At 67.6% G+C, this 23672-nt stretch carries 23 protein-coding genes; 5 read left to right on the forward strand and 18 right to left on the reverse strand.

Annotated elements, in window-relative coordinates:
* Positions 1-46: 46 nt before the first annotated feature.
* The 10 genes from MC45_RS04130 to rpsB all read right to left on the reverse strand — a co-directional run bounded on the left by MC45_RS04130 (position 47) and on the right by rpsB (position 10917).
* Complete coding sequence (locus MC45_RS04130; RefSeq protein WP_038659872.1) at positions 47-784, reverse strand: OmpH family outer membrane protein; 738 nt, start codon at positions 782-784, stop codon at positions 47-49.
* The gene (gene bamA / locus MC45_RS04135; protein ID WP_038659875.1) at positions 784-3624 is read right to left on the reverse strand and encodes an outer membrane protein assembly factor BamA; all 2841 of its coding nucleotides are present in this window, start codon (positions 3622-3624) and stop codon (positions 784-786) included. Before bamA ends, MC45_RS04130 begins: the two co-directional genes overlap by 1 nt.
* A gap of 80 nt (positions 3625-3704) precedes the next feature.
* Positions 3705-4838, reverse strand: coding sequence for an RIP metalloprotease RseP (rseP, locus tag MC45_RS04140; RefSeq protein ID WP_038659878.1), 1134 nt, complete (start codon positions 4836-4838; stop codon positions 3705-3707).
* Between the two features lie 13 nt (positions 4839-4851).
* Positions 4852-6027: a 1-deoxy-D-xylulose-5-phosphate reductoisomerase gene (locus tag MC45_RS04145; protein WP_038659881.1), complete on the reverse strand. Its 1176-nt coding sequence runs from the start codon at positions 6025-6027 to the stop codon at positions 4852-4854.
* Between the two features lies 1 nt (position 6028).
* Complete coding sequence (locus tag MC45_RS04150; protein WP_038659884.1) at positions 6029-6820, reverse strand: phosphatidate cytidylyltransferase; 792 nt, start codon at positions 6818-6820, stop codon at positions 6029-6031.
* Positions 6817-7566, reverse strand: a complete 750-nt coding sequence (locus tag MC45_RS04155; protein WP_081974325.1) for an isoprenyl transferase — start codon at positions 7564-7566, stop codon at positions 6817-6819. Before MC45_RS04155 ends, MC45_RS04150 begins: the two co-directional genes overlap by 4 nt.
* Complete coding sequence (frr, locus tag MC45_RS04160) at positions 7563-8120, reverse strand: ribosome recycling factor (protein ID WP_038659886.1); 558 nt, start codon at positions 8118-8120, stop codon at positions 7563-7565. The genes MC45_RS04155 and frr overlap by 4 nt, the downstream gene beginning before the upstream one ends.
* Before the next feature lie 3 nt (positions 8121-8123).
* A complete protein-coding gene (gene pyrH, locus MC45_RS04165; RefSeq protein WP_038659889.1) occupies positions 8124-8855 on the reverse strand; it encodes a UMP kinase in 732 nt (243 codons plus the stop codon).
* Between the two features lie 207 nt (positions 8856-9062).
* Positions 9063-9998: a translation elongation factor Ts gene (gene tsf / locus MC45_RS04170; protein ID WP_038659892.1), complete on the reverse strand. Its 936-nt coding sequence runs from the start codon at positions 9996-9998 to the stop codon at positions 9063-9065.
* A gap of 85 nt (positions 9999-10083) precedes the next feature.
* Entirely contained in the window at positions 10084-10917 is an 834-nt protein-coding gene (rpsB, locus tag MC45_RS04175; RefSeq protein WP_038659894.1) for a 30S ribosomal protein S2, read from the reverse strand.
* A gap of 336 nt (positions 10918-11253) precedes the next feature.
* On the opposite strand from rpsB, the gene MC45_RS04180 reads away from it, so the two are divergent.
* The gene (locus tag MC45_RS04180; RefSeq protein ID WP_081974326.1) at positions 11254-11490 is read left to right on the forward strand and encodes a hypothetical protein; all 237 of its coding nucleotides are present in this window, start codon (positions 11254-11256) and stop codon (positions 11488-11490) included.
* Here the strand turns inward: MC45_RS04180 and MC45_RS04185 are convergent.
* Both MC45_RS04185 and MC45_RS04190 read right to left on the reverse strand, forming a co-directional pair.
* A complete protein-coding gene (locus tag MC45_RS04185; RefSeq protein WP_052075505.1) occupies positions 11429-12265 on the reverse strand; it encodes a CDP-alcohol phosphatidyltransferase family protein in 837 nt (278 codons plus the stop codon). The two genes, MC45_RS04180 and MC45_RS04185, sit on opposite strands and share 62 nt — an antisense overlap.
* A gap of 11 nt (positions 12266-12276) precedes the next feature.
* Positions 12277-13008, reverse strand: coding sequence for a phosphatidylserine decarboxylase (locus tag MC45_RS04190; RefSeq protein WP_038659901.1), 732 nt, complete (start codon positions 13006-13008; stop codon positions 12277-12279).
* Between the two features lie 146 nt (positions 13009-13154).
* Here MC45_RS04190 and MC45_RS04195 point away from each other — a divergent pair, with 146 nt between their 5' ends.
* Positions 13155-14375 carry an NADP-dependent isocitrate dehydrogenase gene (locus MC45_RS04195; RefSeq protein WP_038659905.1) on the forward strand — a complete coding sequence of 407 codons (1221 nt, stop codon included), beginning with the start codon at positions 13155-13157 and terminating at the stop codon, positions 14373-14375.
* A gap of 35 nt (positions 14376-14410) precedes the next feature.
* On the opposite strand, the gene MC45_RS04200 is transcribed toward MC45_RS04195, so the two are convergent.
* Complete coding sequence (locus MC45_RS04200; RefSeq protein ID WP_038659908.1) at positions 14411-14983, reverse strand: TetR/AcrR family transcriptional regulator; 573 nt, start codon at positions 14981-14983, stop codon at positions 14411-14413.
* Positions 14984-15042: 59 nt separating this feature from the next.
* Between MC45_RS04200 and MC45_RS04205 the strand changes: the two genes are divergently transcribed.
* The gene (locus MC45_RS04205; protein WP_156143769.1) at positions 15043-15540 is read left to right on the forward strand and encodes a monooxygenase family protein; all 498 of its coding nucleotides are present in this window, start codon (positions 15043-15045) and stop codon (positions 15538-15540) included.
* A 47-nt stretch (positions 15541-15587) separates the two neighbouring features.
* Here the strand turns inward: MC45_RS04205 and MC45_RS19210 are convergent, their stop codons facing one another.
* From MC45_RS19210 to MC45_RS04215, 3 genes are read right to left on the reverse strand one after another with little or no spacing between them, the layout of a single operon-like run.
* Positions 15588-15737, reverse strand: a complete 150-nt coding sequence (locus tag MC45_RS19210) for a hypothetical protein (RefSeq protein ID WP_156143770.1) — start codon at positions 15735-15737, stop codon at positions 15588-15590.
* A gap of 50 nt (positions 15738-15787) precedes the next feature.
* Complete coding sequence (locus MC45_RS04210) at positions 15788-17206, reverse strand: hypothetical protein (protein ID WP_052075506.1); 1419 nt, start codon at positions 17204-17206, stop codon at positions 15788-15790.
* A gap of 47 nt (positions 17207-17253) precedes the next feature.
* Entirely contained in the window at positions 17254-18333 is a 1080-nt protein-coding gene (locus tag MC45_RS04215) for a PA0069 family radical SAM protein (protein ID WP_038659911.1), read from the reverse strand.
* A gap of 56 nt (positions 18334-18389) precedes the next feature.
* Between MC45_RS04215 and MC45_RS04220 the strand changes: the two genes are divergently transcribed.
* Positions 18390-18731: a VOC family protein gene (locus MC45_RS04220; RefSeq protein ID WP_038659914.1), complete on the forward strand. Its 342-nt coding sequence runs from the start codon at positions 18390-18392 to the stop codon at positions 18729-18731.
* A gap of 184 nt (positions 18732-18915) precedes the next feature.
* Here the strand turns inward: MC45_RS04220 and moaB are convergent, their stop codons facing one another.
* Both moaB and dnaE read right to left on the reverse strand, forming a co-directional pair.
* The gene (gene moaB, locus MC45_RS04225; RefSeq protein ID WP_038659916.1) at positions 18916-19443 is read right to left on the reverse strand and encodes a molybdenum cofactor biosynthesis protein B; all 528 of its coding nucleotides are present in this window, start codon (positions 19441-19443) and stop codon (positions 18916-18918) included.
* Positions 19444-19446: 3 nt separating this feature from the next.
* Positions 19447-22947: a DNA polymerase III subunit alpha gene (gene dnaE / locus MC45_RS04230; RefSeq protein ID WP_038659919.1), complete on the reverse strand. Its 3501-nt coding sequence runs from the start codon at positions 22945-22947 to the stop codon at positions 19447-19449.
* Between the two features lie 100 nt (positions 22948-23047).
* Between dnaE and MC45_RS04235 the strand changes: the two genes are divergently transcribed.
* Positions 23048-23626, forward strand: a complete 579-nt coding sequence (locus MC45_RS04235) for an HdeD family acid-resistance protein (protein ID WP_038659922.1) — start codon at positions 23048-23050, stop codon at positions 23624-23626.
* The last annotated feature ends 46 nt before the right edge of the window (positions 23627-23672 follow it).

The following is a 23672-nucleotide window of genomic DNA, read 5'->3' on the forward strand; positions in this document are numbered from 1 at the left end:
GGTCGTGCCCTGCTGCTGGGGTGCGTCGTCGCTCACCCGTGCAGCCTTAGCGGCCCTGCGGCGTGGCGCGCGGCGCGGCGCCGGCGGCCGGTGCCGGGGTGCCGGCGGCGGGAGCGGGTGCGCCGGCCTGCTGACGACGGGCGGCGTTCGCATAGACGAGCTGGCGATATTGCTGCAGCAGCTCGACGGTCTGCTGCTGCGGCTGCCAGTTCGCCGGCGGGGTGATCGAGACGGTCGGCGTCGAGCGGTCGAGCTCGGCGATGATGTCGCGGGTCACGTCGGTCGCGGGGGGCGCGTACTGGATCGCGTTGGGCGCGAGCACGACGGTGATCTTCTTCGCGGCGACGACGGCGCGCAGCGCGGGATCGTATTTCGCGGTGATCTGCTCGAGCGCATAGGCCTGTGCCTTGATTGCCGGACCCTGCAGCGATTCGATGTTCGGCTGCGCCTTCTGCTGCGCGGCACGGACCTGGTTGCCGATCGCGCTGTTCTGCGCCTCGGCGGCGGCGGCTTCGGCCTGGCTGACCTGACCGTCCTTGTTGGTGTCGAGCAGCGTGCGCAGCTGCGTGTTCAGCGCGGTCTGCGCCGCCGCGGCCTGATCGAGCTGGGTCTTGTAGGTGGTCGAGATCTGCTGATTGGCAGCGTCGAACGCCTTGGCGCTGAAGATCGCCGCATCGGCCTGCGCCGTGGCGATCCCGGCCGTCTGCGCGGTCGCGGCGCCGGCCGCCAGCGCGATCGAGGCGCCGGCGAGTGCCGCCAGCGAGGTCTTGGTGATCGTCTTCATTAGAACTGAGTCCCCACGTTGAAGGTAATAAGCTTGGGATCGTCACCCTTCTGCGTGACGAGCGCCTTGGCAAGGTCGATCCGCAACGGACCGAATGGCGAAGTCCAGTTGACGCCGACGCCGATGCTGACGCGCGGCGTCGCACTGCTGGCGTAATAGGTTTCCTTGAACGGCGAAATCGGCGACTGATAGGCAATCGCGTTGGTCGAACTGCCCGAGCAGACGCCGCCGAGCGTCGCCGAATAGCCGATCGCGCAGGTCGTGAAATCGGTGGCGCCGGTCGCGGCACCGGTCGGCACCTGATACAGCTGCCGCCCCGACGAATCGAGCAGCAGGCGCTGGATCGGCAGCACGGTGACGTTGCCCGCCGCATCGGTGATCGTCGGGAAGTTTGCGGTCGGCAGCGGCCGGGTCAGGCCGAACAGGCTGCCCGCCTGGACGTAGATCGACGGACGCAGGCCGAGTTCGCGCGCACCGGCGCCCAAGGGGATCTCCAGCTCGGCGCGGGCGAGATAGTAAGCACGACCGCCGAGCGCGTCGTCGACGAGCTGGTCGCGGTCGGTGACGAGGATCTGCTTACCCGTCGTCGTATCGACCGTATATTGCTGGCGCTGGACGCGCGGACCGACGCCGCGGATGTCGAAGCCGCGGAACTGCGGTTCGCCGAGGTAGAAGCGATCGGTGATGCGGATGCGGTCGACGCCCTCGCCGCGGCTGCCTTCGAGCGACTTGATATAGCCCGCCTCGCCGACCAGCGAGCCGATGAAGCCCGAGCCGACGTTGACGAACTTCGAGCCTTCAAGCCGGGTGCGGATGTACTTCACGTCGCCGCCGAGACCGGCGAAATCCTGGCTGAAGCTGAGCCGCTGACCGGCGGTCGGGCGCAGGCGGCTGTTGAGGCTGTCGTAGATCAGCGAATAGCCGACCGACGAGGTCCAGCGGTTGCCGATCGCCTCGCAGAGATAGCGGCCGGCCTTGAGCGGGTCGCAGGCGCCGTCGGTGAAATAGGTCGACTGGTCGAGTCCGACCTCGTCGTAGGACAGGCCGTAACGGCCGGCGAGCGACCAATATTCGGTCAGCGGCACGCCCATGCGGACCTGGAAGCCGGTCGACACCTGCGAATAGGTCGTCTGGCGCTGCGTGCCGATATAGTTGAACGAATTATAGTCGCGGCGGAACACGTCGACGCCGACCGCGACGTTCTTGTCGAAAAGATAGGGCTCGGTGAAGCCCAGCTCGACCGACTTCGAATAGGTCGAGTAATTGACGCCGGCACGCAGCACCTGACCCTTGCCGCGGAAGTTGTTCTGCGTGATGTTGGCCTGGATGATGAAGCGTTCGAGGCTGGAATAGCCGACCGAGAGCTGGAGCTCACCGGTGCTCTTCTCTTCGAGCGTGGTGTCGAGGATGATGCGATCGGGGGTCGAGCCGGGGGTCTGCTTGATCTCCATCTTGTCCTGGAAGAAGCCCAGCGAGTTGATGCGATCCTGCGAGCGCTTGACCTGGAAGCTGTTGAACGCGTCGCCCTCGGCGAGACGGATCTCGCGACGGACGACCTTGTCCTGCGTCTGCGTGTTGCCGTTGATGTCGATCCGCTCGACATAGGTGCGCTGCGCCTGCGCGATGTGGAAGTTCAGCCCCATCGTCAGCGTGTCGGCGTCGCGCGCATAATCGGGCTGCACGTCGGTGAAGGCGTAGCCGAACAGGCCGGCCGCCTCGCTCAACTGGTCGATCGACGTCTCGACCAGCTTGGCGTTGTACCAGTCGCCCTTCTTGACCGGCAGCGACGCCGCCAGCTTCTTGTTGTCGAAGTCGCGGATCTCGCTGTCGACGGTGACGTCGCCGAATTTGTAGCGCTTACCCTCTTCGACCACATAAGTGATGATGAAGTCGCGCTTGTCCGGGGTCAGCTCGGCGACCGCCGAGGTGACGCGGAAATCGGCATAGCCTTCGGTCAGATAGAATTGCCGCAGCTTCTGCTGGTCGTAATTCAGGCGATCCTGATCGTAGGAGGTGTTGGACGAGAGCAGGCGGAACCAGCGCGATTCCTTGGTGACCATCTCGCCGCGCAGTTTGCCGTCGTTGAAGATCTCGTTGCCGATGATGTTGATCTGGCGGACCTTGGACTTCGGCCCCTCGGTGATCTCGAACACCACGTCGACGCGATTCTGGTCGAGGCTGACCATCTTCGGGCTGATCACCGCGGCGAAACGGCCCTGGCGGCGATACAGTTCGATGATCCGCGACACGTCCTGGCGGACCGCGGTGCGGGTGAAGATCTGCCGCGGCGCGAGCTTGATCTCCTTGGTGATCTTGTCGCTCTTGAGCGCCTTGTTGCCCTCGAGGATCACGCGGTTGATGATCGGATTCTCGCGGATGCGCAGCACGATGTCGCCGGTCTCGACGCCCGAGATCGAGAAGTCGACGAACAGGTCCGACGCCTGCAGATCCTTCAACGCCTGATCGAGCGTCTCGGCGGTATAAGGGATGCCGACGCGCAGCTTGGTATAGGACAGCACCGTCTCGGGCTCGATGCGCTGCGAACCCTCGACGCGCAGCGTCTTGATCGTGCGTGCCACGGCCGGAGTCGCAGCCTGCGCCGTCGCCGGGGCGGCCGGGGCGGCGGGCGTGCGGGCGGCGCGGGCCGGCGTGCGCCCGGTGGCGGGTGCGCGGGTGGGGGCCGGAGCCGGCGTCGGTGTCGCGGCGGGCGAGTCGGCGGCCGGCGCGGCGGGCTGCTGCGCCGCCGGTTCAGGCGCGGTCTGCGCCATCGCCGGCATGCCCGACAGCATCGTGCCGGCCAGCAACGCGGCGCTCACCGGCGCGAACTTGGTACTCTTCATCGCTGTCACTCAACCCACCCCAAATACGTCAGGATACCAATATCCGCCGGGACGCAGGCGCCTGCCCTGCCCCAAGCCGGTCAGCCGATCAAGCCGGCCAGCCGCTGCCACAGACCGACTGCACTCAAATCGTTGAAGGTCACGATCAGCATCAGCGCCAATACCGCGGCGAGTCCACCACGGAATGCCCATTCCTGCACCCTGGGTTCGAGGGGCCGGCGGCGGATCGCCTCGATCGCATAGAAGAAGAGGTGTCCGCCATCGAGCATCGGTACTGGCAGCAGATTGATGAACCCCAGATTGATCGACAGCATCGCCACCAGCCAGACGAACGCCGACACGCCGAGTGCCATCTGTTCGCCCGAGATCTTGGCGATGCGGATCGGTCCGCCGAGTTCGTCGATCGAGCGGCGGCCGCTGATGATCTGGCCGAGCGTCTCGAGCGTGCCCGAGATGATGTCGACGGTCATCCGCACGCCCGCCGCCGGCGCCTCGGCGAGGCCGACCGGCGCGAGCACGGGATCGCCGCTGCCGATGCCGATCCGCCCGATGCGATATTCGTTGCCGAAGCGGTCACGCTGGTGGACGACGCCGATCGCCAGCGGGCGGTCGAACGTCGTGCCGCCGCGCACGACGCGCAACGTCACCTGCTCGCCCGGCCGGATCAGCGCATAGCGCGCGACGTCGGTGAAGGTCTGAATGGCGCGGCCGTCGATCGACAGGATGCGATCCCCCGGTTGCAGGCCCGCCTTCGCGCCGGGCGCGCCGGCGATCACCGTGCCGACCACCGCCGGAGTCCGGTCGACGCCGTAATGATGCGCGAAACCGGCGAGGATCAGCACCGCGAGGATCAGGTTGATCGCCGGCCCGGCGGCGACGATGATCGCCCGCTGCCACAGGGGCTTGGCCTGGAAGGTCAGCGCGCGTTCGGCGGCGGGGAGCGCCAGCCACGCGGCATCGGGCTGGCTCGCCGGGTTCATGTCGCCGGCGAAGCGGACATAGCCGCCGAGCGGCAGCCAGCCGAACTTCCAGCGGGTGCCGCGCGAATCGGTGATCCCCGCGATCTCGCGCCCGAAGCCGATCGAAAAGGCCTCCGCCTTCACGCCGAACAGCCGGCCGGCGAGATAATGGCCCATCTCGTGGATGAAGACGAGCGGGCCGATCGCGCAGAGGAACGCGAGTACGGCCATCAGAACGCCGGGAGACTGGATCAAGCTAGGCAATCCTTCACGCGCGAACCCTTACACGCCCCTTAGCATGGTCCCGAATACGCTCGTCCGCCATTCGTCGCGCTTCGCCGTCGATGGCGAGGACCGCCTCCAGCGTTTCCGGAGCCGGCGGATCGTAATGATCCAGCGTATCAGCGACGATTGCGGCAATTTCGAGGAAGCCGATACGCCGGTCGAGAAACGCGGCGACGGCGATCTCGTTGGCGGCGTTGAGGATGGCGGGACGCGCGCCGCCCGCCTCCAGCGCGTCGCGCGCCAGCTTGATCGCCGGGAAGCGGACGGGATCGCACGCCTCGAAGTCGAGCCGGCCGATCGCGACGAGGTCGAGCGGCGCCATCGGCGTCGCCATCCGCTCGGGCCAGGCGAGCGTATGCGCGATCGGCACGCGCATGTCGGAGGGGCCGAGCTGCGCGAGCATCGAGCCGTCGACGTAATCGACCATCGAGTGGATCACCGACTGGCGATGCATCACCACCTCGATCCGCTCGTGCGGCACCGGGAAGAGGCGCGCCGCCTCGATCAGTTCGAGGCCCTTGTTCATCATCGTCGCGCTGTCGATGCTGATCTTGGCGCCCATCGACCAATTGGGATGCGCGACCGCCTGTTCGACGGTGACGTCCGCCATCTGCTCGCGCGACCAGTCGCGGAACGGGCCGCCGCTGGCGGTGAGGATGATGCGTCGCACCCCCTCGGGCCGGGCGAAGTCGAAACATTGGTAGATGGCGTTGTGTTCGCTGTCCGCGGGCAGCAGCGTCGCCCCCGAGCGCGCCGCGGCGGCGAGGATCACCTCGCCCGCCGACACCAAAGGCTCCTTGTTGGCGAGCACCACCGTGCCGCCGTGGCGGATCGCCGCCATGACGGGTTCGAGCCCGGCACAGCCGACGATCGCGCCCATCGTCCAGTCGGCGCCCGCCGCGGCGTCGCAGATTGCCTGCCGCCCCGCGGCGACCTGCGTGACCGTGCCGGCGAGCGCGTCGCGCAAAGCAGGCAGGCAGGATTCGTCGGCGACCACCGCGAGCTCCGCCCCAGTGCGGCGCGCAGCGGCGGCGAGCTTGCCGACGTCGCCGTTCGCGGTGAGCGCGCGGACCCTGAAACGGTCGGGTTCGCGCTCGACGAGATCGAGCGTGGAGGTGCCGACCGAGCCGGTCGCACCGAGGATGGAGACGGTTTTCATATCAGAAGGCGAGCGGCACGACGACGAGCAGCGCCGCGACCGGCATCACCGGGACGACGCCGTCGAGACGGTCGAGGAAGCCGCCATGGCCGGGGATGACGCTGCCCGAATCCTTGACGCCGGCGCGGCGCTTGAGGTGGCTTTCGTAGAGGTCGCCGGCCTGCGCGAGGATCGCGAGCAGCGGCGTCGCGATCACGAAGCGCAACGGGAGAAGGTAGACCTGGCCCATCACCGCGGCGACGACCGTCGCGAGCACGATGCCGCCGATCAGGCCGGCCCAGGTCTTGTTAGGACTGACCCGCGGCGCGAGCTTGGGGCCGCCGATGCTGCGCCCGGCGAAATAGGCACCGATGTCGGTCGCCCAGACGAGGCTCAGCGCCCATAAAGCGTTGCGCAGGCCGTCGGGCTCGTGGCGGATCAGCAGCAACGCGTAGATCGGCAGGCCGCAATAGAGCACGCCGGCGCCCAGTTGCGGGCGGCGGCTGATGATCGTCAGGAAGAAGAAGGCGCCGACCAGCAGCCCGAGCGCGAAGAAATCAGGGCCGGCGGCAAGCGGACACATGATCGCAAGCGGCACCGACAGGACATATTGGCCGAGCCGCTTGGTCTTCGAATCGGCGCCGTGAAGGTCGCTCCACTCCGCCATCATGAAGACGCCGAGCGTGACGGCAAGCAGCCAGAAGACGAAGCCGCCGAGTGCCAGCGCGACCAGCGCGAACGCGATCAGGGCCAGACCGGTAAGCGTACGGGTCGCAAGCTCCGAGGGGCGCTTGCCGGCGGGCGCGTCGCTCACAGGCCGCCGTAGCGCCGCTGGCGCTGCCCGAAGGCGGCGATGGCGTCGCCGAGCGTGTCGGCGGTGAAATCGGGCCAGAGCGTGTCGACGAACAGCAGCTCGGCATAGGCCGCCTGCCACAGCAGGAAATTGGACAGGCGCTGCTCGCCCGACGAACGGATGACGAGGTCGAGCGGCGGCAGGTCGGCGGTGTCTAGCTCCGCCTCGATATGCCCGGCGGTGATCGCGGCCGGGTCGATCTCGCCCGCGGCGGCGCGTGCGGCGAGCCGGCGGGTGGCGGCGACCAGTTCGGCCTGCGAGCCGTAGTTGAGCGCGATCACCAGGATCGGACCGGTGTTGGCCGCGGTCTTGGCCATCGCATCGTCGACCAGCGCGACCAGATCGGGTGCGAAGCGGCGATAGTCGCCGATGATGCGCAGCCGCACGTTCTCGGCGACCAGCTCGGCCAGGTCGCTGCGGATGAACAGTCGCAGCAGCCCCATCAGCGCGCCGACCTCATCCTCGGGGCGGCGCCAGTTCTCGCTGGAGAAAGCGTAGAGCGTCAGCGCCTCGACGCCCATCGCGCGCGCGGCGCGCGTGACGCGGCGCACCGCCTCGACCCCGGCCTTGTGACCGGCGACGCGCGGCAGGTGCCGCGCCTTCGCCCAGCGGCCGTTGCCGTCCATGATGATCGCGACGTGACGCGGCACCGGCCCCGTGTCCGGGACCGCCGCCAGCGACGCAACCGAGGCCGCGATTGGACTCACTTTCCGAGGATTTCCTTTTCCTTCGCCGCCGCCGCCGCGTCGAGCTCGGCGACCGTCGCGTCGGTGAGCTTCTGCACCTCGGTCTCGTGGCGCTTGCGCTCGTCCTCGCTGATGACGCCCTTCTTCTCGTCGGTCTTCAGCGCGTCCATGCCGTCGCGCCGCACGTTACGGACCGCGATGCGCGCACCCTCGGCATATTTGCCGGCGAGCTTGGCGAGTTCCTTGCGGCGATCCTCGGTGAGATCGGGGATCGGCAGGCGCAGCGTCTGGCCGTCGTTGATCGGATTGAGGCCGAGGCCGGCGGAGCGGATCGCCTTCTCGACCGGGCCGACGTTCGACTTGTCCCAGACCTGCACCGACAGCATGCGCGGCTCGGGTACCGAGACGGTGGCGACCTGCACCAGCGGCATGTGGCTGCCATAGACCTCGACCGTCACCGGATCGAGCAGGGCGGTGGAGGCGCGGCCGGTGCGCAGGCCGTTGAGGTCGTGCTTGAGCGCCTCGACGGCGCCGGCCATCCGGCGCTCGAGATCGGCCTTGTCATAGGCTGCCATGGTCTACTCCTGTTCGTTCTGGACGACCGTCGAGATGCCATCACCGTTGAGAACCGCGGCGAAATTGCCGTGTTCGCGAATGTTGAAGACGACGATCGGAATGTTATTGTCGCGGCACAGCGCGATCGCGCTGGCGTCCATGACCTTGAGGTCGTCGGACAGCACCTTCGAATAGCTGACCGTGGCGTAGCGGGTCGCGGTCGGCACCTTCTTGGGATCGGCATCATAGACGCCGTCGACCGAGGTGCCCTTGAACAAGGCATCGCACTTCATCTCGGCGGCGCGCAGCGCGGCACCGGAATCGGTGGTGAAGAACGGGCTGCCGACGCCCGCGGCGAAGATCACCACGCGCCCCTTTTCCAGGTGGCGTTCGGCGCGGCGACGGATGAACGGCTCGCACACCGACGCCATCGGGATTGCCGACTGGACGCGCGTTTCGACGCCGATCTGCTCGAGCGCATTCTGCACCGCGAGCGCATTCATCACCGTGGCGAGCATGCCCATGTAATCGCCGGTCGCGCGTTCCATGCCGCGCGCCGCGCCGGAGATGCCGCGGAAGATGTTGCCACCGCCGACGACGATGCAGAGCTCATAGCCCTGCGCCTTGACGTCGGCGATCTCCTCGGCGACGCGCGCGGTCACGGCGGGATCGATGGACAGGCCACCGCCCTCGCCCATCAGCACTTCGCCGGACAGTTTCAACAAGATGCGTTTGAAGCGCGGCGCGAACGTCATAAGTTCCTATCGCTGGTGGGAGAAAGCGGGTCGGACCTTAGGCCGACGCGCGCGCCGGGGCAACCTTCGCCTGATCGGATCCGGGGTTATGTGCGCCGGTGCAGGATGCCGATCCGCCCGACGGCCACGGCAACGACAAAGGGCGCCGCGCGGGATGCGCGACGCCCTTCGCTGGATGCCGTGGCGCGCCGCAGCGCGCCGGCCGGATCAGGCCTTCTGCGCGACGCCCGAGGCGGCGGCGACTTCGGCGGCGAAGTCGGACGTTTCCTTCTCGATGCCCTCGCCGAGCTGGAAGCGGACATAGTCCTTCAGCACGATCGACGCGCCGGCGTCCTTGGCCGCCTTGGCGACGACGTCGCTGATCTTGGTCTTGCCGTCCATGACGAACAGCTGGCTGACCAGCGCATGCTCCTTGCGGAACTTGGCGATGCCGCCCTCGACCATCTTGGCGATGATATCGGCGGGCTTGCCCGATTCGGCCGCCTTCTCGGTCGCGATCGCGCGCTCGCGCTCGATCTCGGCCTCGTCGAGGTCTTCCTCGTTGAGCGCCTTCGGGAACGCCGCGGCGATGTGCATCGCGATCTGCTTGCCGAGACCCTGCAGCACCTCGTCCGAGGCGTCCGATTCGAGCGCGACGAGCACGCCGATCTTGCCGAGACCCGGCGACGCCTGGTTGTGGACGTAGGACACGACCGCACCCTGCGACACTTCGAGGCGACGCGCGCGGCGCAGCGACTGGTTCTCGCCGATCGTGGCGATGTTGTTGGTCAGCACCTCGGCGACGGTGGTGCCCGACGGCATCGCCTCGGCCTTCAGCGCCTCGATGTCGCCGCCGGTGGCGAGCGCGATCTGGGTCACTTCACGGACGAACTGCTGGAACTGGTCGTTCTTGGCGACAAAGTCGGTTTCCGAATTGACCTCGACCGCGGCGCCCTTGGTGCCGGCGGTGGCGACGCCGACGAGACCCTCGGCAGCGGTGCGGCTCGACTTCTTCTGCGCGGCGGCGAGGCCCTTGGTGCGCAGCCAGTCCAGCGCGGCGTCCATGTCGCCCGAGGTCTCGTTAAGCGCCTTCTTGCAATCCATCATGCCCGCGCCGCTCTTCTCGCGCAGGTCCTTGACCATCGCTGCGGTGATATCAGCCATGTTGCATAATCCTTGTTCTGAATGTGTTTACGGGCGAGGCAGGGCGCCGCCCTACCCCGCCCGCATGACGGTTCGACGACGGCGGTTACGCGTCGATCTGACGCTCGGCCTCGGCGCCCGCACCCTCGACCGTGCCGGCAGCCTGTTGCTCGGGCTCGGGGGTCGGGACGGTCAGCGCTTCCTCGACCGGGGCGACATCCTGCGCACCGAGATCGACGCCGCGGCGCGACTGCTGCTCCTGGTTGCCACGCGTCGCCGCGATGGCGATCGCTTCGCAATACAGGCGGATGGCGCGGCTGGCGTCGTCGTTCGCCGGCACCGGGAAGGCGATGCCGTCGGGCGAGACGTTCGAATCGAGGATCGCGACGACCGGGATGCCGAGCGTGTTGGCTTCCTTGATCGCCAGCTCTTCCTTGTTCGCGTCGATCACGAACATGACGTCGGGCACGCCGCCCATGTCGCGGATGCCGCCGAGCGACATTTCGAGCTTGTCCTTCTCACGGGTAAGCTGGAGCACTTCCTTCTTGGTGAGGCCGTGCGTATCGCCCGAAAGCTGCTCTTCGAGCGTCTTCAAGCGCTTGATCGAGTTGCTGATCGTCTTCCAGTTGGTGAGCATGCCGCCCAGCCAGCGGTGGTTGACGAAATGCTGGCCCGAACGACGCGCCGCATCGGCGACGGCGTCCTGCGCCTGGCGCTTGGTGCCGACGAACAGCACCTTGCCGCCGCTGGCGACCGACGACGAGACGAACTCGAGCGCGCGGGCGAAGAGGGGAACGGTCTGCGACAGGTCGAGGATGTGGACGCCGTTACGGTCGCCGAAGATGTAGGGCTTCATCTTCGGGTTCCAGCGGTGGGTCTGGTGGCCGAAGTGCGCGCCGGTCTCGATGAGCTGCTGCATGGTGACGACGGGAGCCGCCATAGGATGAGTCCTTTCCGGTTAATGCCTCTGGGAAGCGGATGACGCGGGCCTTGCGGCCGCACGCACCGGGCTATGATGCTTCCCATGCGGGGTTAGAGGGCTGCGCCATTAGCCGCAGCGGACGCAGAACGCAAGTCGTTCCAACCCGCTTGACAGGTAGAACGTAGGTGGAACATAAAGCGTCCAGACAGTGGACACGGTGAGTCTAACCCAGTTTAGCGGCGCTGCGGCGAAGCGAAATCGGCGAAAATGGACCCAGCGCGGAACTCACTGATTAAACAATGGTTAAGCGAGTTATCCACAGGCTGCTCGCTCGCCTGCCAGGGAGTCGGTTCGATGGTTGCAGTCGTCAGTGTTCTCGTTTTTGCCGGTGCGTTCGCGGTTGCCGCGGGCGTGATCGCCGCGACGGTCGCGCCCCAGTGGCAGCGTATCGTCCGCCTCGCCGCCGGCAACGTCGAGCCCGCCTTCGCTCCGCTGTCGCAGCTCGCCTCGGCCGAACGCCGCATCGCCGTCAGGCGCTGGGCGTCGGCTCCGGTTCCCGCTGGCGTTCGCCGCCTGCGCGCTGCCGCCTGATCTTCGCATAACTGGCGACGCTGAACGGGATCGTGATCAGGTAACCGACACAGATCGCGCTCAGCGTATGCCATGGCGCCGAGACGAGCGCCGCGCCGAGCAGGACGACGCCAGCGATCGCCTCGAACCGGATCGTCCGGCGCAGGCGCAGCGAGCCCCACGAGAAGGTGGCGACGCTCGACACCATCAGCAGCGCGATGAACGCCACCCAGAGCGCGACGAGATACGGGTTGGCGAAGATCGGCTGATCGGTCCAGAACCAGAAATAGAGCGGCAGCATCGCGAGACCCGCCCCGGCTGGTGCCGGCACACCGGTGAGGAAGCCCGCCGATTTGTGCGGCTGGTCGTCGGCGTCGATCGCCGCGTTGAAGCGGGCGAGGCGAAGCGCGCAGAACACCGCGAGAATCAGCGCGCTGATCCAGCCGAGACGCGGCAGGGCGGCGAGCGACCAGAGATACATGATGAGCGCCGGCGCGACGCCGAAGGAGATCGCATCGGACAGCGAATCGAGTTCGGCGCCGAAGCGGCTCTCGCCGTGGAGCATGCGGGCGATGCGCCCGTCGAGCCCGTCGAGCACGCCGGCGATCATGATCATCGTCACCGCACTCTGCCATTCGCCGCCGATCGCGAAGCGCACGCCGCTGAGGCCCGAGCAGAGCGCGAGCGCGGTGACGGCATTGGGGGCGACGGCGCGCAGCGGCAGCCCGCGCGGACGGCGGGGCAGGCGACGCGGCAGGCGGCGGGCGGGATCGGGGGTGGAGTCGCGCGGTTCCATTTATTTGCCGATCATTGTGCGATGCCGGTGACGGACATGCCGCCGACACGGCCGACCACCGTCTCGCCGGCGATCGTGCGTTGGCCGAGCGTCACCTGCGGGATGATGTCGTCTGGAAGGAAGACGTCGACGCGGCTGCCGAAGCGGATCAGGCCGATCCGCTGGCCGGTCGCGACCATGTCGCCCGGCTTGACGAAGGGCACGATGCGGCGCGCGACCAGCCCGGCGATCTGGGTGAAGCCGATGCGGCGGCCGTCCCGCCCCTCGACGACGATATGCTGGCGCTCGTTCTCGTCGGACGCCTTGTCGAGATCGGCGTTGAGAAACTTGCCGCTGATATAGACGACCTGGCGGATCGTACCCGCGATAGGCGTCCGGTTGATGTGCACGTCGAACACCGACATGAAGATCGACACGCGCGTCAGCGGCACCTCGCCCAGTTCGCCGACCAATTCGCGGGGTACCGCCACCCGCTGGATCATCGTGACGAGCCCGTCGGCGGGGGCGATGACGAGGCCGTCGCCGACCGGCGTGGTGCGGATCGGATCGCGGAAGAAGGTCAGCACCCAGACGACGACGGCGAGCAGCGGCCAGAACAGCACCTTGGTGATGATCGTCGCGATCAGCGTGAGCCCAAGCGCGATGGCGGCGTATTTATGGCCTTCGGGGTGGACCGAAGGGAAGCGCCACTTCACCGTGGTCGTCGGCAGCGGGCTGGTCGGTGGCTTTTCGAGCGATGGCATAACCACGGGGTGTAACCGTGTCGTTCATGCAACACAACGTTTGCCGGCGACGACGTTCACCGCGCGGCCAATCCGCCCGAGATGGTTGATCCCCTGCCCGCTTGTGCCTAGACGACGGCGCAAATCCCCTCTTGCAGGAAGCGCATATGGCCAAGATTCAGGTGAAGAACCCGATCGTCGAGATCGACGGCGACGAGATGACGCGGATCATCTGGGAATGGATCCGCGAGCGCCTGATCAAGCCGTATCTCGACATCGAGCTCGACTATTACGATCTCGGCATCGAGAATCGCGACGCGACCGAGGACCGGGTGACGGTCGACGCCGCCAAGGCGACGCAGAAGCACGGCGTCGCGGTCAAGTGCGCGACGATCACCCCCGACGAACAGCGCGTCGAGGAATTCGGCCTCAAGAAGATGTGGAAGTCGCCCAACGGCACGATCCGCAACATCCTCGGCGGCACGATCTTCCGCGAGCCGATCGTGATCAAGAACGTCCCCCGCCTGATCCCGGGCTGGACGCATCCGATCGTCGTCGGCCGTCACGCCTTCGGCGACCAGTATCGCGCGACCGACTTCCTCGTCCCCGGCCCCGGCAAGTTGCGCCTCGTATTCGAGGGCGTCGACGGCCAGACGATCGACCGCGAAGTCTTCGATTTCCCGAGCTCGGGCGTCGCGATGGCGATGTACAATCTGGACGATTCGATCCGCGATTTCGCCCGTGCCTCGATGCATTACGGCCTCAACCTCAAGTGGCCGGTGTATCTCAGCACCAAGAACACGATCCTCAAGGCCTATGACGGCCGGTTCAAGGACCTGTTCGCCGAGGTGTTCGAAACCGAGTTCAAGGACAAGTTCAAGGAAGCGGGCATCGTCTACGAGCATCGCCTGATCGACGACATGGTCGCCTCGGCGCTGAAGTGGAACGGCGAGTTCGTCTGGGCCTGCAAGAACTATGACGGCGACGTCCAGTCGGACCAGGTCGCGCAGGGCTTCGGGTCGCTCGGCCTGATGACCTCGGTGCTGCTGACGCCGGACGGCAAGACGGTCGAGGCGGAGGCCGCGCACGGCACCGTCACCCGCCACTATCGCCAGCACGAGCAGGGCAAGGCGACCAGCACCAACCCGATCGCGTCGATCTTCGCCTGGACCGGCGGCCTGAAGTATCGCGGCAAGTTCGACGGCACCCCCGAGGTGACCAAGTTCGCCGAGACGCTGGAGCGCTGCTGCATCGAGTGCGTCGAGAACGGCCAGATGACCAAGGATCTCGCGATCCTGATTGGGCCGCACCAGCCGTGGATGACCACCGAGCAGTTCTTCGAGGCGGTGCGCGCCAACCTCGAGCAGAAGATGGCGAACTGGGGCTGATCCGCTTCGCCTGAGACGATCGGGGGCTCGGAGGCTTAGGCTTCCGGGCCCTTTTTCGTAAGGCCGGCGACGAACAAGGCGAGCGCTGCGCGGGCGGCCTCCGGATCGGGCGGCAGGCGGCGATCGAGCGCGAGCGTCGCGAAGCCGTGGACCAGCGCCCAGGCCGCCATCGTCGCGGTCGGCGCGGTGCCGGGACAGAGCGTCGCGACGCGCGCGGCGAGTACGCCATAGGCATCGCCCTCGGCGGCGTGATCCGGGCTGACGTGCGCGGCGGTGGCGATCGCATCGGTGAACATCAGCCGGAACAGCGCGGGATGCGCCTGTGCGAAGGCGACATAGGCCAGCCCCTGTTCGACCAGCGCCTGTTCGGCCGCGATGGCGTTCCCCTGCGCGTCGGCGACGACGAGCCGGCCGTGCAGCATCGCAAAGCCTTCCGCCGCCACCGCGCCGAGCAGCGCCGTCTTGTCGGGAAAGTGGCGATAGGGCGCCATCGCCGATACCCCTGCGGCACGTGCGACGGCGCGGAGCGAGGGGTCGTGATCGCCGGCATCGAGCAGACGCATCGCATGCTCGACAAGCGACTGGCGCAAAGAAGGCGTCGACGTCATTCGGTGTGTTTACACTGTAAGCAGCTAGTGGTAGCTTACGCTGTAAACAAAGGAGTCGGATGATGCAAATGGATGGGCGCGCCGCCACGGCCCGTGCGACGGTGGATCTGTCGGGCTATCCCGATCTGGTCATGGTGCTGCTCGGTTTCCGGGTCGGCAGCCTGCGCGGATTGCCCGCGCTGATGCGGATCGGTCGCGGCCTCGCCACCATCAGCCGTACGCCGCCCGACGGCTTGTTGGGCAATGACGGCATGATGTTCGCGTGGAACCACGTCGGCATCCGCCATTATTGGCGCGATCTCGACAGCCTCGGCCGCTTCACCCGGTCGGCGCCGCATAGCGGCTGGTGGCGGGACTTCCTCAGCGATCGCCACGGCTGCGGGTTCTGGCACGAGGCGTATAGCGCCAAGGGCGGGATCGAGGCGATCTATGTCGGGATCGACGCTCCCGTGGGGCTCGGCACGTTCGCACCGGCGCGGTGGCCGGAGGGACCGTTCCTGTCGAGCCGCGACCGGTTGATGGCGGATGCGCGCGAACGACGGAACGGGGCGGCCTGACCCCCGTCCGTCATCCCGGCAGGTGCCGGGACGACGGTGGAGGACGATCAGGCGTTGTCGTTGACGCCGCCCTGGCCCTCGCCGTGGTTGCCGTAGCCGGCGCCCGATCCCTCGGTGTCGGTGTTTTCCGTCGGGGCGAGCGGATCGATATTGTGGTCGTTCTTGTCCTGGTCGTCGGTGCGGTCGGGGTCGGTCATCGTCAGTCCTTTTGCAGCGCGGAGGTGGAAGACCAACCGACGGTCGGCCGCTACGTTCCGTGCGTGTTTCCGGGTCTCGCCGGCGGCGCGGCGGCCGGCATGCGGCGATAGACGGTCACGCCGAGGTCGCGCGCGACGGCGCGATAATGACGCGCGAGCGCGCGGTGGACGAGGATCACGCCGGGCCGCCGGCGGTTGCGGGGGATGTCGCCGACCGCGATCACCGGCGGGCGGGCGGCGAGGATGCGGGCGACCTCCTGCGTCGGGTCGATGCCGATCGCGCGGGCCTCGCTCGCCTCGACGAGGTGGAACGGAAATGGATAGCGCGTCGGCAGGCAGCTATCGGTCGCGTCGTAGAGCACCGGCGGTGCCTGGACGAGGAACAGACAGCCCTGCCCGCGCATCCGATCGATGACCCGGGCGAGCGTGGCGACGCGCTGGCGCATGTCGGCGGTATCGCCGCGATGCGGATAGCCGCTGAACAGCAGCAATGCGCCCCCCGCGACGGCGGCGAGCGCCTGCATCGCGCGGCGGTCGAGCGCGGCGGCGGCGCAGACCGCGATCGGGACGAGCAGCGGCAGCGCGTAATGGTTGAAATAGGGCGGGACGAGCAGCCAGCCGACCACCGCGACGGCGAGCCAACCGGTCAGGAATCGATCGGGGCGCACGATCAGCCCGCGAATCGCGAGTCCGGCGGGGACGAGCAGGACGACGGCGACGCCGGCCAGCCGTGCCGCGATCGGATCGCCGGGGGTCGCCTGGCGCAGGAAGATCGATTCGATCGTGGCGAACCACCAGGCGCCGCCGTGCCCCATGCCGGCATAAGCGGCGGCGGCAGCGATCGTCGGGAGCAGCGCGCTGGCGGCATAGAGCGCTGCCGCAGCGGCGAGCCGTGCCGGGTTGCGGTGGCGTTGCCATGTAGCGCCGAGCAGCGCGATGCCGAAGAAACAGCCTTCGAAGACCGCGGTCGGCTTGATTTGCAACGCCAGCCCGGCGAGCAGCATCGCCGGGATCGCGGCGCGGCGGCGACCGGCGATCGTGTCGCGGGTCAGCAGCGCCGCCGCGACGATGGCGAGATCGTAGAAGACCGGCGACTGGCCGCCGCGGCCGCCGAGCAGCTCCAGCCAGACGAGATAGAGCAGGCCCGCCGCCAGCGCGCCGGCGGCGCCGGCATGGCGTCGGGCCATCGTCGCGATCAGGCCGGCGGTGGCCGCTGCGGCGGCGAGCGCGAGCAGATGATAGGCGACGACGGGATCGCCGGGCAGGCCCCGTGCCGCCGCGGCGATCAGGAACAGGCCGATCGGCTTGCGGTCCCAGATGTCGACATAGGGGATCGCCCCCTCCCACATCCGCTGCCCGACGAGCAGGTACATCTGTTCGTCGACATCGATCAGCGGGTTGCCGATATCCGGCAGGCGCAACGCCACCGCGGCGAGGATCAGGATCAACCAGGAAAGCCGCTGCGTCATGCGCCATGCGTCATGGCGCAAAGAGGGTTAGCGGCGCGCTAACGCGATCAGAACAGCTCGCCCTGCGGCCCGGCGGGCGGGCGGAACAGATCGGTGCGCAGAGGGGCGCCGCGATTGCCGAGGCCGTGCTTGCGGCAGGCGATACGGAAGCGGGTGCGCATCAGCTCGGCCCAGGGGCCGGCGCCCTGCATGCGCGTGAAGAAATCGGGATCGTTGTCGCGGCCACCGCGCAACGACTGGATGATGGCCATCACCTTGCCGGCACGATCGGGGAAATGTGCGTCGAGCCACGCCCGGAATAGCGGCGCGACCTCGTGCGGCAGGCGGACGGGGATGAAAAAACAGGATTTCGCGCCAGCCTCCGCGGCGCGTTCGACCAGATGCTCGAGTTCGTGGTCGGTGATCGACGGGATCACCGGCGCGATCGAGACATAGACGGGGATCCCGGCATCGGCGAGCATCCGCACCGCGCGCAGCCGCCGTTCGGGATGCGGCGCACGCGGCTCGATCGTCGCGGCGATCGTCGGGTCGAGCGAGGTGATCGACATCGCGACGCCGGCCAGTCCCTCGGCCGCCATCGCCGAAAGCAGGTCGATATCGCGCGTCACCCGATCCGACTTGGTGGTGATGGTGAGTGGATGGCGCGTCTCGGCGAGCACTTCGATGATGGCGCGGGTGATCCGCCAGTCGCGCTCGATCGGCTGATAGGGATCGGTATTTGTGCCGAGCGCGATCGGCGCGACGACATAGCCGGGCTTGCGCAATTCGGCGCGGAGCAGCTCGGCGGCCTGCGGCTTGGCGAACAGCCGCGACTCGAAATCGAGACCGGGCGAGAGATCGTGATAGGCATGCGTCGGCCGCGCGAAGCAATAGATGCAGCCGTGTTCGCAGCCGCGATACGGGTTGATCGAGCGATCGAAGAAGACGTCGGGCGAGCTGTTGCGGGTGATGATCGTGCGCGGGGTTTCGACGGTGACGCTGGTCCGCAACGGTGCGGGCGCGCCATCGATCTCGCCCTGCGCATCGAGCCAGTCGCCATCCGCCTCACGCTCGGGCAGGTTGAAGCGGCGGCTGCCGGTGTTGACCGTGGCACCGCGGATGGCGCGTTTGACGAGCGGCTTGGCCATTGCGCGATGGTAGATGGCCAACTAGAACATAGCAAGAACATGATAGGAGATATGGTATGGCGCGGCTGAACTATCTCGAACTGCCGGTGGCCGACACGACGCGGGCCAAGGCGTTCTACGGCGAAGCGTTCGGCTGGGCGTTCAGCGATTTCGGGCCGAGCTATGCGGCGACGACCAGCGGCGATACCGATATCGGCTTCCAGGCCGATCCCGCGCAGCAGACCGCGGCAGCGCTGCCGGTGATCGAGGTGGCGGATGTCGACGCGGCACTCGCCGCGGTCGCGGCGGCCGGCGGGCGGGTGACGATGCCGGTGTTCGCCTTTCCCGGTGGGCGGCGGTTCCACTTCGCCGATCCGGATGGGCACGAGCTGGCGGTGATGCAGGTCGACGCGGGTTAGGTCCGTTCTTCGCGGGCCGGATGACTCTCACGTCCGTCATGCCGGACTCGTTCCGGCATCCACTGTTCCGCAGGAGCGAAAGCTGTTGGTCCTGCGGGCCGGTGGACCCCGGAACAAGTCCGGGGTGACGGGTAGTTTGGGGTGACGTCGCCCCCCCGGCTTGCCGCTTACGGTCGCGGACCGATTACCGTTCCGTCAGCCGCGGCATCAGTTCGACGAAATTGCAGGGGCGGTGGCGGCTGTCGAGCTGGTCCTGCAGGATGCCGTCCCAGCCGTCCTTCACCGCGCCGGTCGAGCCGGGCAGCGCGAAGATATAGGTGCCGCGCGCGACGCAGGCGCAGGCGCGCGACTGGACGGTGCTGGTGCCGATCTTGGCGTAGCTCAGATAGCGGAACAGCTCGCCGAAGCCGGGGATCATCTTGGTGGCGACGCGCTCGACCGCCTCCGGCGTGACGTCGCGGCCGGTGACGCCGGTGCCGCCGGTGGTGATGACGCAATCGACGCTTTCGTCATCGATCCAGCGATGCAATTGCGCGACGATCGCGTCGGCATCGTCGCGCAGGATGACGCGACCGGCGAGGATATGGCCCGCCGCTTCGAGCCGGCCGACCAGCGTATCGCCCGAGCGATCCTCGGCGAGCCCGCGCGTATCGGAAACGGTGAGCACCGCGATGTTGACCGGGCGGAAGGCGAGGCTGGTGTCGATCGGCATGGCTCAGCCCACCGAACGAAGCTGCGAGGCGACGCGGTCGAGCGCGACGTCGCTGATGCCGGGAATCGCCTGGATCGTCTCGACCAATTCCATGTCGAGCAGGAAGTCGCGACCGAGCAGCACCGTCGCCTCGCCCTCCCCGACCGGGATATGCGCACGCACCTCGCCGCGAGCGCCACGATGATGCGCGAGCAGCGCCGACAGCGCCTCGAAGGCGGTGACATGCGCCACCCTGGCGGCGATGGTGAAGCGCGCGATCGAGGCGAGCCCCTCGAACGGCTGGATGCGCTTCACCGAGACGCGCGGCGTCTCCTCGCCGGGCCGGCGGTCGAGCTCCACGGTGATGAGGCCGCAGCCGCCGCAACGCGCGGCATCCTCCAGCTCGGCGGCGACCGAATCGTCGAAACAGGTGGCGACGAACTGGCCGCTCGCGTCGGACAAGGTCGCCATCATGTACCGCTTGCCGCGCGCCGAGGTGCGCCAACGCGCATCCTCGACCAGCACCGCCATCGTCGCGCCGGCGCGGGTGCCGTCCTCGGGGATGTTGAGCTCGGTCAGCGCGACATATTGGCGCGCGCCATGCATCTTGGCGAGATGCGCGTGGCGGTCGACCGGGTGGGCGGAGAAATAGAAGCCGAACGCCTCCTTCTCCTGCTCCATCGCATCCGCCATCGACCAGCGCACGCTGGCGGGCAGCTTGATCGCATCGCCGGCGACATCCTCGGCGCCGAACAGGCCGTGCTGGCCGCTGGTCTTGCCCTCGTGGGTGCGGGCGGCGACGGCGAGGATCGTCTCGGCGACGGCGTGAATGCCGGCGCGGTTGGGATCGAAACAGTCGAACGTGCCGCTGGCGGCGAGCGTTTCGAGCTGGCGCTTGTTGATGAGGCGCGGATCGACGCGGGTGGCGAGATCGTCGATGCTCTTGAACGGACCGTTGGTGCTGCGCTCGACGACGAGCTTCTCCATCGCCCCCTCGCCGACCGACTTCAGCGCGGCGAGCGCGTAGCGGACGGCAAGGCCGCCATCCTCGGTCGCCTCGACGTCGAATTCGGCGTCGCTCTTGTTGATGTCGGGGCCGCAGATCGTCACCCCCAGCCGGCGCATGTCGTCGACGAAGATGCAGAGCTTGTCGGTCTGCGCCATGTCGTAGCACATCGACGCGGCGTAGAATTCCTCCGGGTGATGCGCCTTCAGCCACGCGGTCTGATAGGCGAGCAGCGCGTAGGCGGCGGCGTGGCTCTTGTTGAAGCCATAGCCGGCGAACTTGTCGATCAAGTCGAACAATTCGTTCGCCTTGTTCTTGGGTATGCCGTTCACCTTGGCGCAGCCCTCGACGAAGATCGCGCGCTGCGCGTCCATCTCCGCCTTGATCTTCTTGCCCATTGCGCGGCGCAGCAGATCGGCGCCGCCGAGCGAGAAGCCGGCGAGTATCTGCGCCGCCTGCATCACCTGTTCCTGGTAGACGAAGATGCCGTAGGTCTCGGACAGGATCGGTTCGAGCAGGTCGTGGGGATAGACGATCGGCTCGGTGCCCTGTTTGCGGCGGCCGAAGCTCGGAATATTGTCCATCGGGCCGGGGCGGTAGAGCGAGACGAGCGCGATGATGTCGCCGAAATTGGTCGGGCGCACGGCGCTGAGCGTGCGGCGCATGCCTTCCGATTCGAGCTGGAACACACCGACCGTGTCGCCCTTCTGAAGCAGTTTGTAGACCGCCTCGTCGTCCCATAGCAAAGCGTCGAGATCGACGCTGATGCCGCGCTTGGCGAGCAACTGCACCGCCTTCTTGAGCACCGACAGGGTCTTGAGGCCGAGGAAGTCGAACTTCACCAGGCCGGCGCCCTCGACGTACTTCATGTCGAACTGGGTGACCGGCATGTCCGAGCGTGGGTCGCGGTAGAGCGGCACCAGTTGCGCGAGCGGGCGGTCGCCGATCACCACGCCGGCGGCGTGCGTCGACGAGTGGCGCGGCAGGCCCTCCAGCTTCGTCGCCAGATCGAGCAGGCGGCGGACCTGATTGTCGTTCGAATATTCCTTGGCGAGCTCGGGTACGCCGTTGAGCGCGCGCTTGAGGTCCCACGGATCGGTCGGATGGTTGGGGACGAGCTTGGCGAGGCGATCGACCTGGCCGTAGCTCATCTGGAGGACGCGGCCGGTGTCCTTGAGCACCGCGCGCGCCTTCAGCTTACCGAAGGTGATGATCTGCGCGACCTGATCGCGCCCATATTTCTCCTGCACGTAGCGGATGACCTCGCCACGCCGCGTTTCGCAGAAGTCGATGTCGAAGTCGGGCATCGAGACGCGTTCCGGGTTGAGGAAGCGTTCGAACAGCAGGCCGAGCTTCATCGGATCGAGATCGGTGATCGTCAGCGCCCAGGCGACGACCGAGCCGGCGCCCGAGCCGCGCCCCGGCCCCACCGGAATGTCGTGATCCTTCGCCCATTTGATGAAGTCGCCGACGATCAGGAAATAGCCGGGGAAACCCATCTGGACGATGACGTCGACCTCGAACGCGAGCCGCTTGCGATACACGTCGCGCCAGTCGGGGTCGTCGGCGGGCTGGGTGCCGAGTGCCTCGATCCGGTCGAGCCTCTTTTCCAGCCCCGCCGCCGCCTCGGCGCGCAGCATCGCCGCCTCGCCCTCGCGATCGCCGGCGAGGCTGGGCAGGATCGGCTTGCGATAGGGCGCCATCACCGCGCAGCGCTGCGCGACGACCAAGGTGTTGTCGATCGCCTCGGGCAAGTCGGAGAAGAGTTCGCGCATCGTCTCGGCGGGCTTGAGCCATGCGTCGGGGCAGGAGCGGATGCGGTCCTCGCTCTCGACATAGGTCGAGTGCGCGATGCACAGCATCGCATCGTGCGCGTCGAGAAAGGCGCTGTCGGAGAAGCAGCAGGGATTGGTCGCGACCAGCGGCAGGTTGCGATCATAAGCGAAGTCGACCAGCGCCTGTTCGGCGGTCTCCTCGATCACGTCGCTGCGGCGGGCCAGTTCGATATAGAGGCGGTCGGGGAACAGCGCCTGCAACCGGTCGAGATAGGCGGCGGCGCGATCCGGCTGGTCCTCGTGGATCAATCGCGCCAGCGCGCCCTCGCCGCCCGCGGTCAGCGCGATCAGGCCGTCGGTGCGCCCCTCCAGCGCGGCGAAATCGACATGCGCGGGCAGTTCGATCGGCCGTTCGAGATGCGCGAGACTGACCAGCGCGCACAGATTGTCATAGCCCGTCGCATCCTGCGCATAGAGGGCGATCCAGTCGAGCGGGACGGCGACGCCGTCGGGCATGCCGGGCCGCGCGACGCACAGCATCGTGCCGATCACCGGCTGGACGCCGTCCTTCTTGGCGGCATCGGAAAAGGCCATCGCCGCATAGAGGCCGTTGCGATCGGTCAGGCCGGCGGCGGGGAAACGCATCGCCTTTGCCTGTTTGGCGATCGCCTTGGGCTCGATCGCCCCGTCGAGCATCGTGTAGGACGAGAAAATGCGGAGCGGTACGAAACCGGAATGAGCCATTGCGGAGACTTAGCCGCTCAACCCCGATTCGAACAGGGCGGGCCAAGGAACCTGCGGTGGATAACTCCGTTACGCGGGCATAACGGAGGAGGTTACGTCAATGTCGGACACTGTATTCACCGATCCGCTCGCGCCGCGTGCCGCCGGTGCCGGCTGGGGCTGGATCCTCGCTTATGGCGTGCTGTCGATCGTGCTCGGCGTGCTCGCCTTCCTCAATCCCTTCGCCGCGACCTATGCGGCGACGCTGGTGATCGGTGCGTTCTTGATCGCCGCCGGGCTGGTGTCGATCGCGGCCGGATTTGCCGGCAGGGATCACGAAGGGCGCGGCTATGCGATCGGCTTCGGCGTGCTGTCGCTGGTCATCGGGCTGCTGATGGCGTTCGCACCGGCGACCGCGGCGATCTCGCTGACCTTGCTGGTCGCGATCTGGCTCGGCATTCGCGGGGCGCTCGAGATCGGGCTCGGCGCGCGGTTCAAGCGCGGGCGCGCGCTGATGATCGTGCTCGGCGTGGTCAACATCCTGCTCGCGATCTACGTGCTCGCGACCCTGCCCTGGTCGGCACTGACGCTGCCGGGCTTCATCCTCGGGATCAGCTTCCTGCTCGGCGGCGTCGCCTCGGTGGCGGCGGCGCTGAACCACAAGACGGGCGCGAAGCCCTTCGCCGCACCGGAGGTGTGAGCGGCCCCCTCGCGCAAAACCAGTACCCCGGCGGAGGCCGGGGTAC

The sequence above is a fragment of the Sphingomonas taxi genome, from assembly GCF_000764535.1.
Classification (GTDB): Bacteria; Pseudomonadota; Alphaproteobacteria; order Sphingomonadales; family Sphingomonadaceae; genus Sphingomonas; species Sphingomonas taxi.

Coding starts and splice junctions, on each gene's coding strand:
- MC45_RS04130 (WP_038659872.1), bottom strand. CDS start 784: ATGAAGACGATCACCAAGACCTCGCTGGCGGCACTCGCCGGCGCCTCG.
- bamA (WP_038659875.1), bottom strand. CDS start 3,624: ATGAAGAGTACCAAGTTCGCGCCGGTGAGCGCCGCGTTGCTGGCCGGC.
- MC45_RS04145 (WP_038659881.1), bottom strand. CDS start 6,027: ATGAAAACCGTCTCCATCCTCGGTGCGACCGGCTCGGTCGGCACCTCC.
- frr (WP_038659886.1), bottom strand. CDS start 8,120: ATGGCAGCCTATGACAAGGCCGATCTCGAGCGCCGGATGGCCGGCGCC.
- pyrH (WP_038659889.1), bottom strand. CDS start 8,855: ATGACGTTCGCGCCGCGCTTCAAACGCATCTTGTTGAAACTGTCCGGC.
- tsf (WP_038659892.1), bottom strand. CDS start 9,998: ATGGCTGATATCACCGCAGCGATGGTCAAGGACCTGCGCGAGAAGAGC.
- rpsB (WP_038659894.1), bottom strand. CDS start 10,917: ATGGCGGCTCCCGTCGTCACCATGCAGCAGCTCATCGAGACCGGCGCG.
- MC45_RS04180 (WP_081974326.1), top strand. CDS start 11,254: ATGGTTGCAGTCGTCAGTGTTCTCGTTTTTGCCGGTGCGTTCGCGGTT.
- MC45_RS04185 (WP_052075505.1), bottom strand. CDS start 12,265: ATGGAACCGCGCGACTCCACCCCCGATCCCGCCCGCCGCCTGCCGCGT.
- MC45_RS04190 (WP_038659901.1), bottom strand. CDS start 13,008: ATGCCATCGCTCGAAAAGCCACCGACCAGCCCGCTGCCGACGACCACG.
- MC45_RS04195 (WP_038659905.1), top strand. CDS start 13,155: ATGGCCAAGATTCAGGTGAAGAACCCGATCGTCGAGATCGACGGCGAC.
- MC45_RS04200 (WP_038659908.1), bottom strand. CDS start 14,983: ATGACGTCGACGCCTTCTTTGCGCCAGTCGCTTGTCGAGCATGCGATG.
- MC45_RS04205 (WP_156143769.1), top strand. CDS start 15,043: ATGATGCAAATGGATGGGCGCGCCGCCACGGCCCGTGCGACGGTGGAT.
- MC45_RS19210 (WP_156143770.1), bottom strand. CDS start 15,737: ATGACCGACCCCGACCGCACCGACGACCAGGACAAGAACGACCACAAT.
- MC45_RS04210 (WP_052075506.1), bottom strand. CDS start 17,206: ATGACGCAGCGGCTTTCCTGGTTGATCCTGATCCTCGCCGCGGTGGCG.
- MC45_RS04215 (WP_038659911.1), bottom strand. CDS start 18,333: ATGGCCAAGCCGCTCGTCAAACGCGCCATCCGCGGTGCCACGGTCAAC.
- MC45_RS04220 (WP_038659914.1), top strand. CDS start 18,390: ATGGCGCGGCTGAACTATCTCGAACTGCCGGTGGCCGACACGACGCGG.
- moaB (WP_038659916.1), bottom strand. CDS start 19,443: ATGCCGATCGACACCAGCCTCGCCTTCCGCCCGGTCAACATCGCGGTG.
- dnaE (WP_038659919.1), bottom strand. CDS start 22,947: ATGGCTCATTCCGGTTTCGTACCGCTCCGCATTTTCTCGTCCTACACG.
- MC45_RS04235 (WP_038659922.1), top strand. CDS start 23,048: ATGTCGGACACTGTATTCACCGATCCGCTCGCGCCGCGTGCCGCCGGT.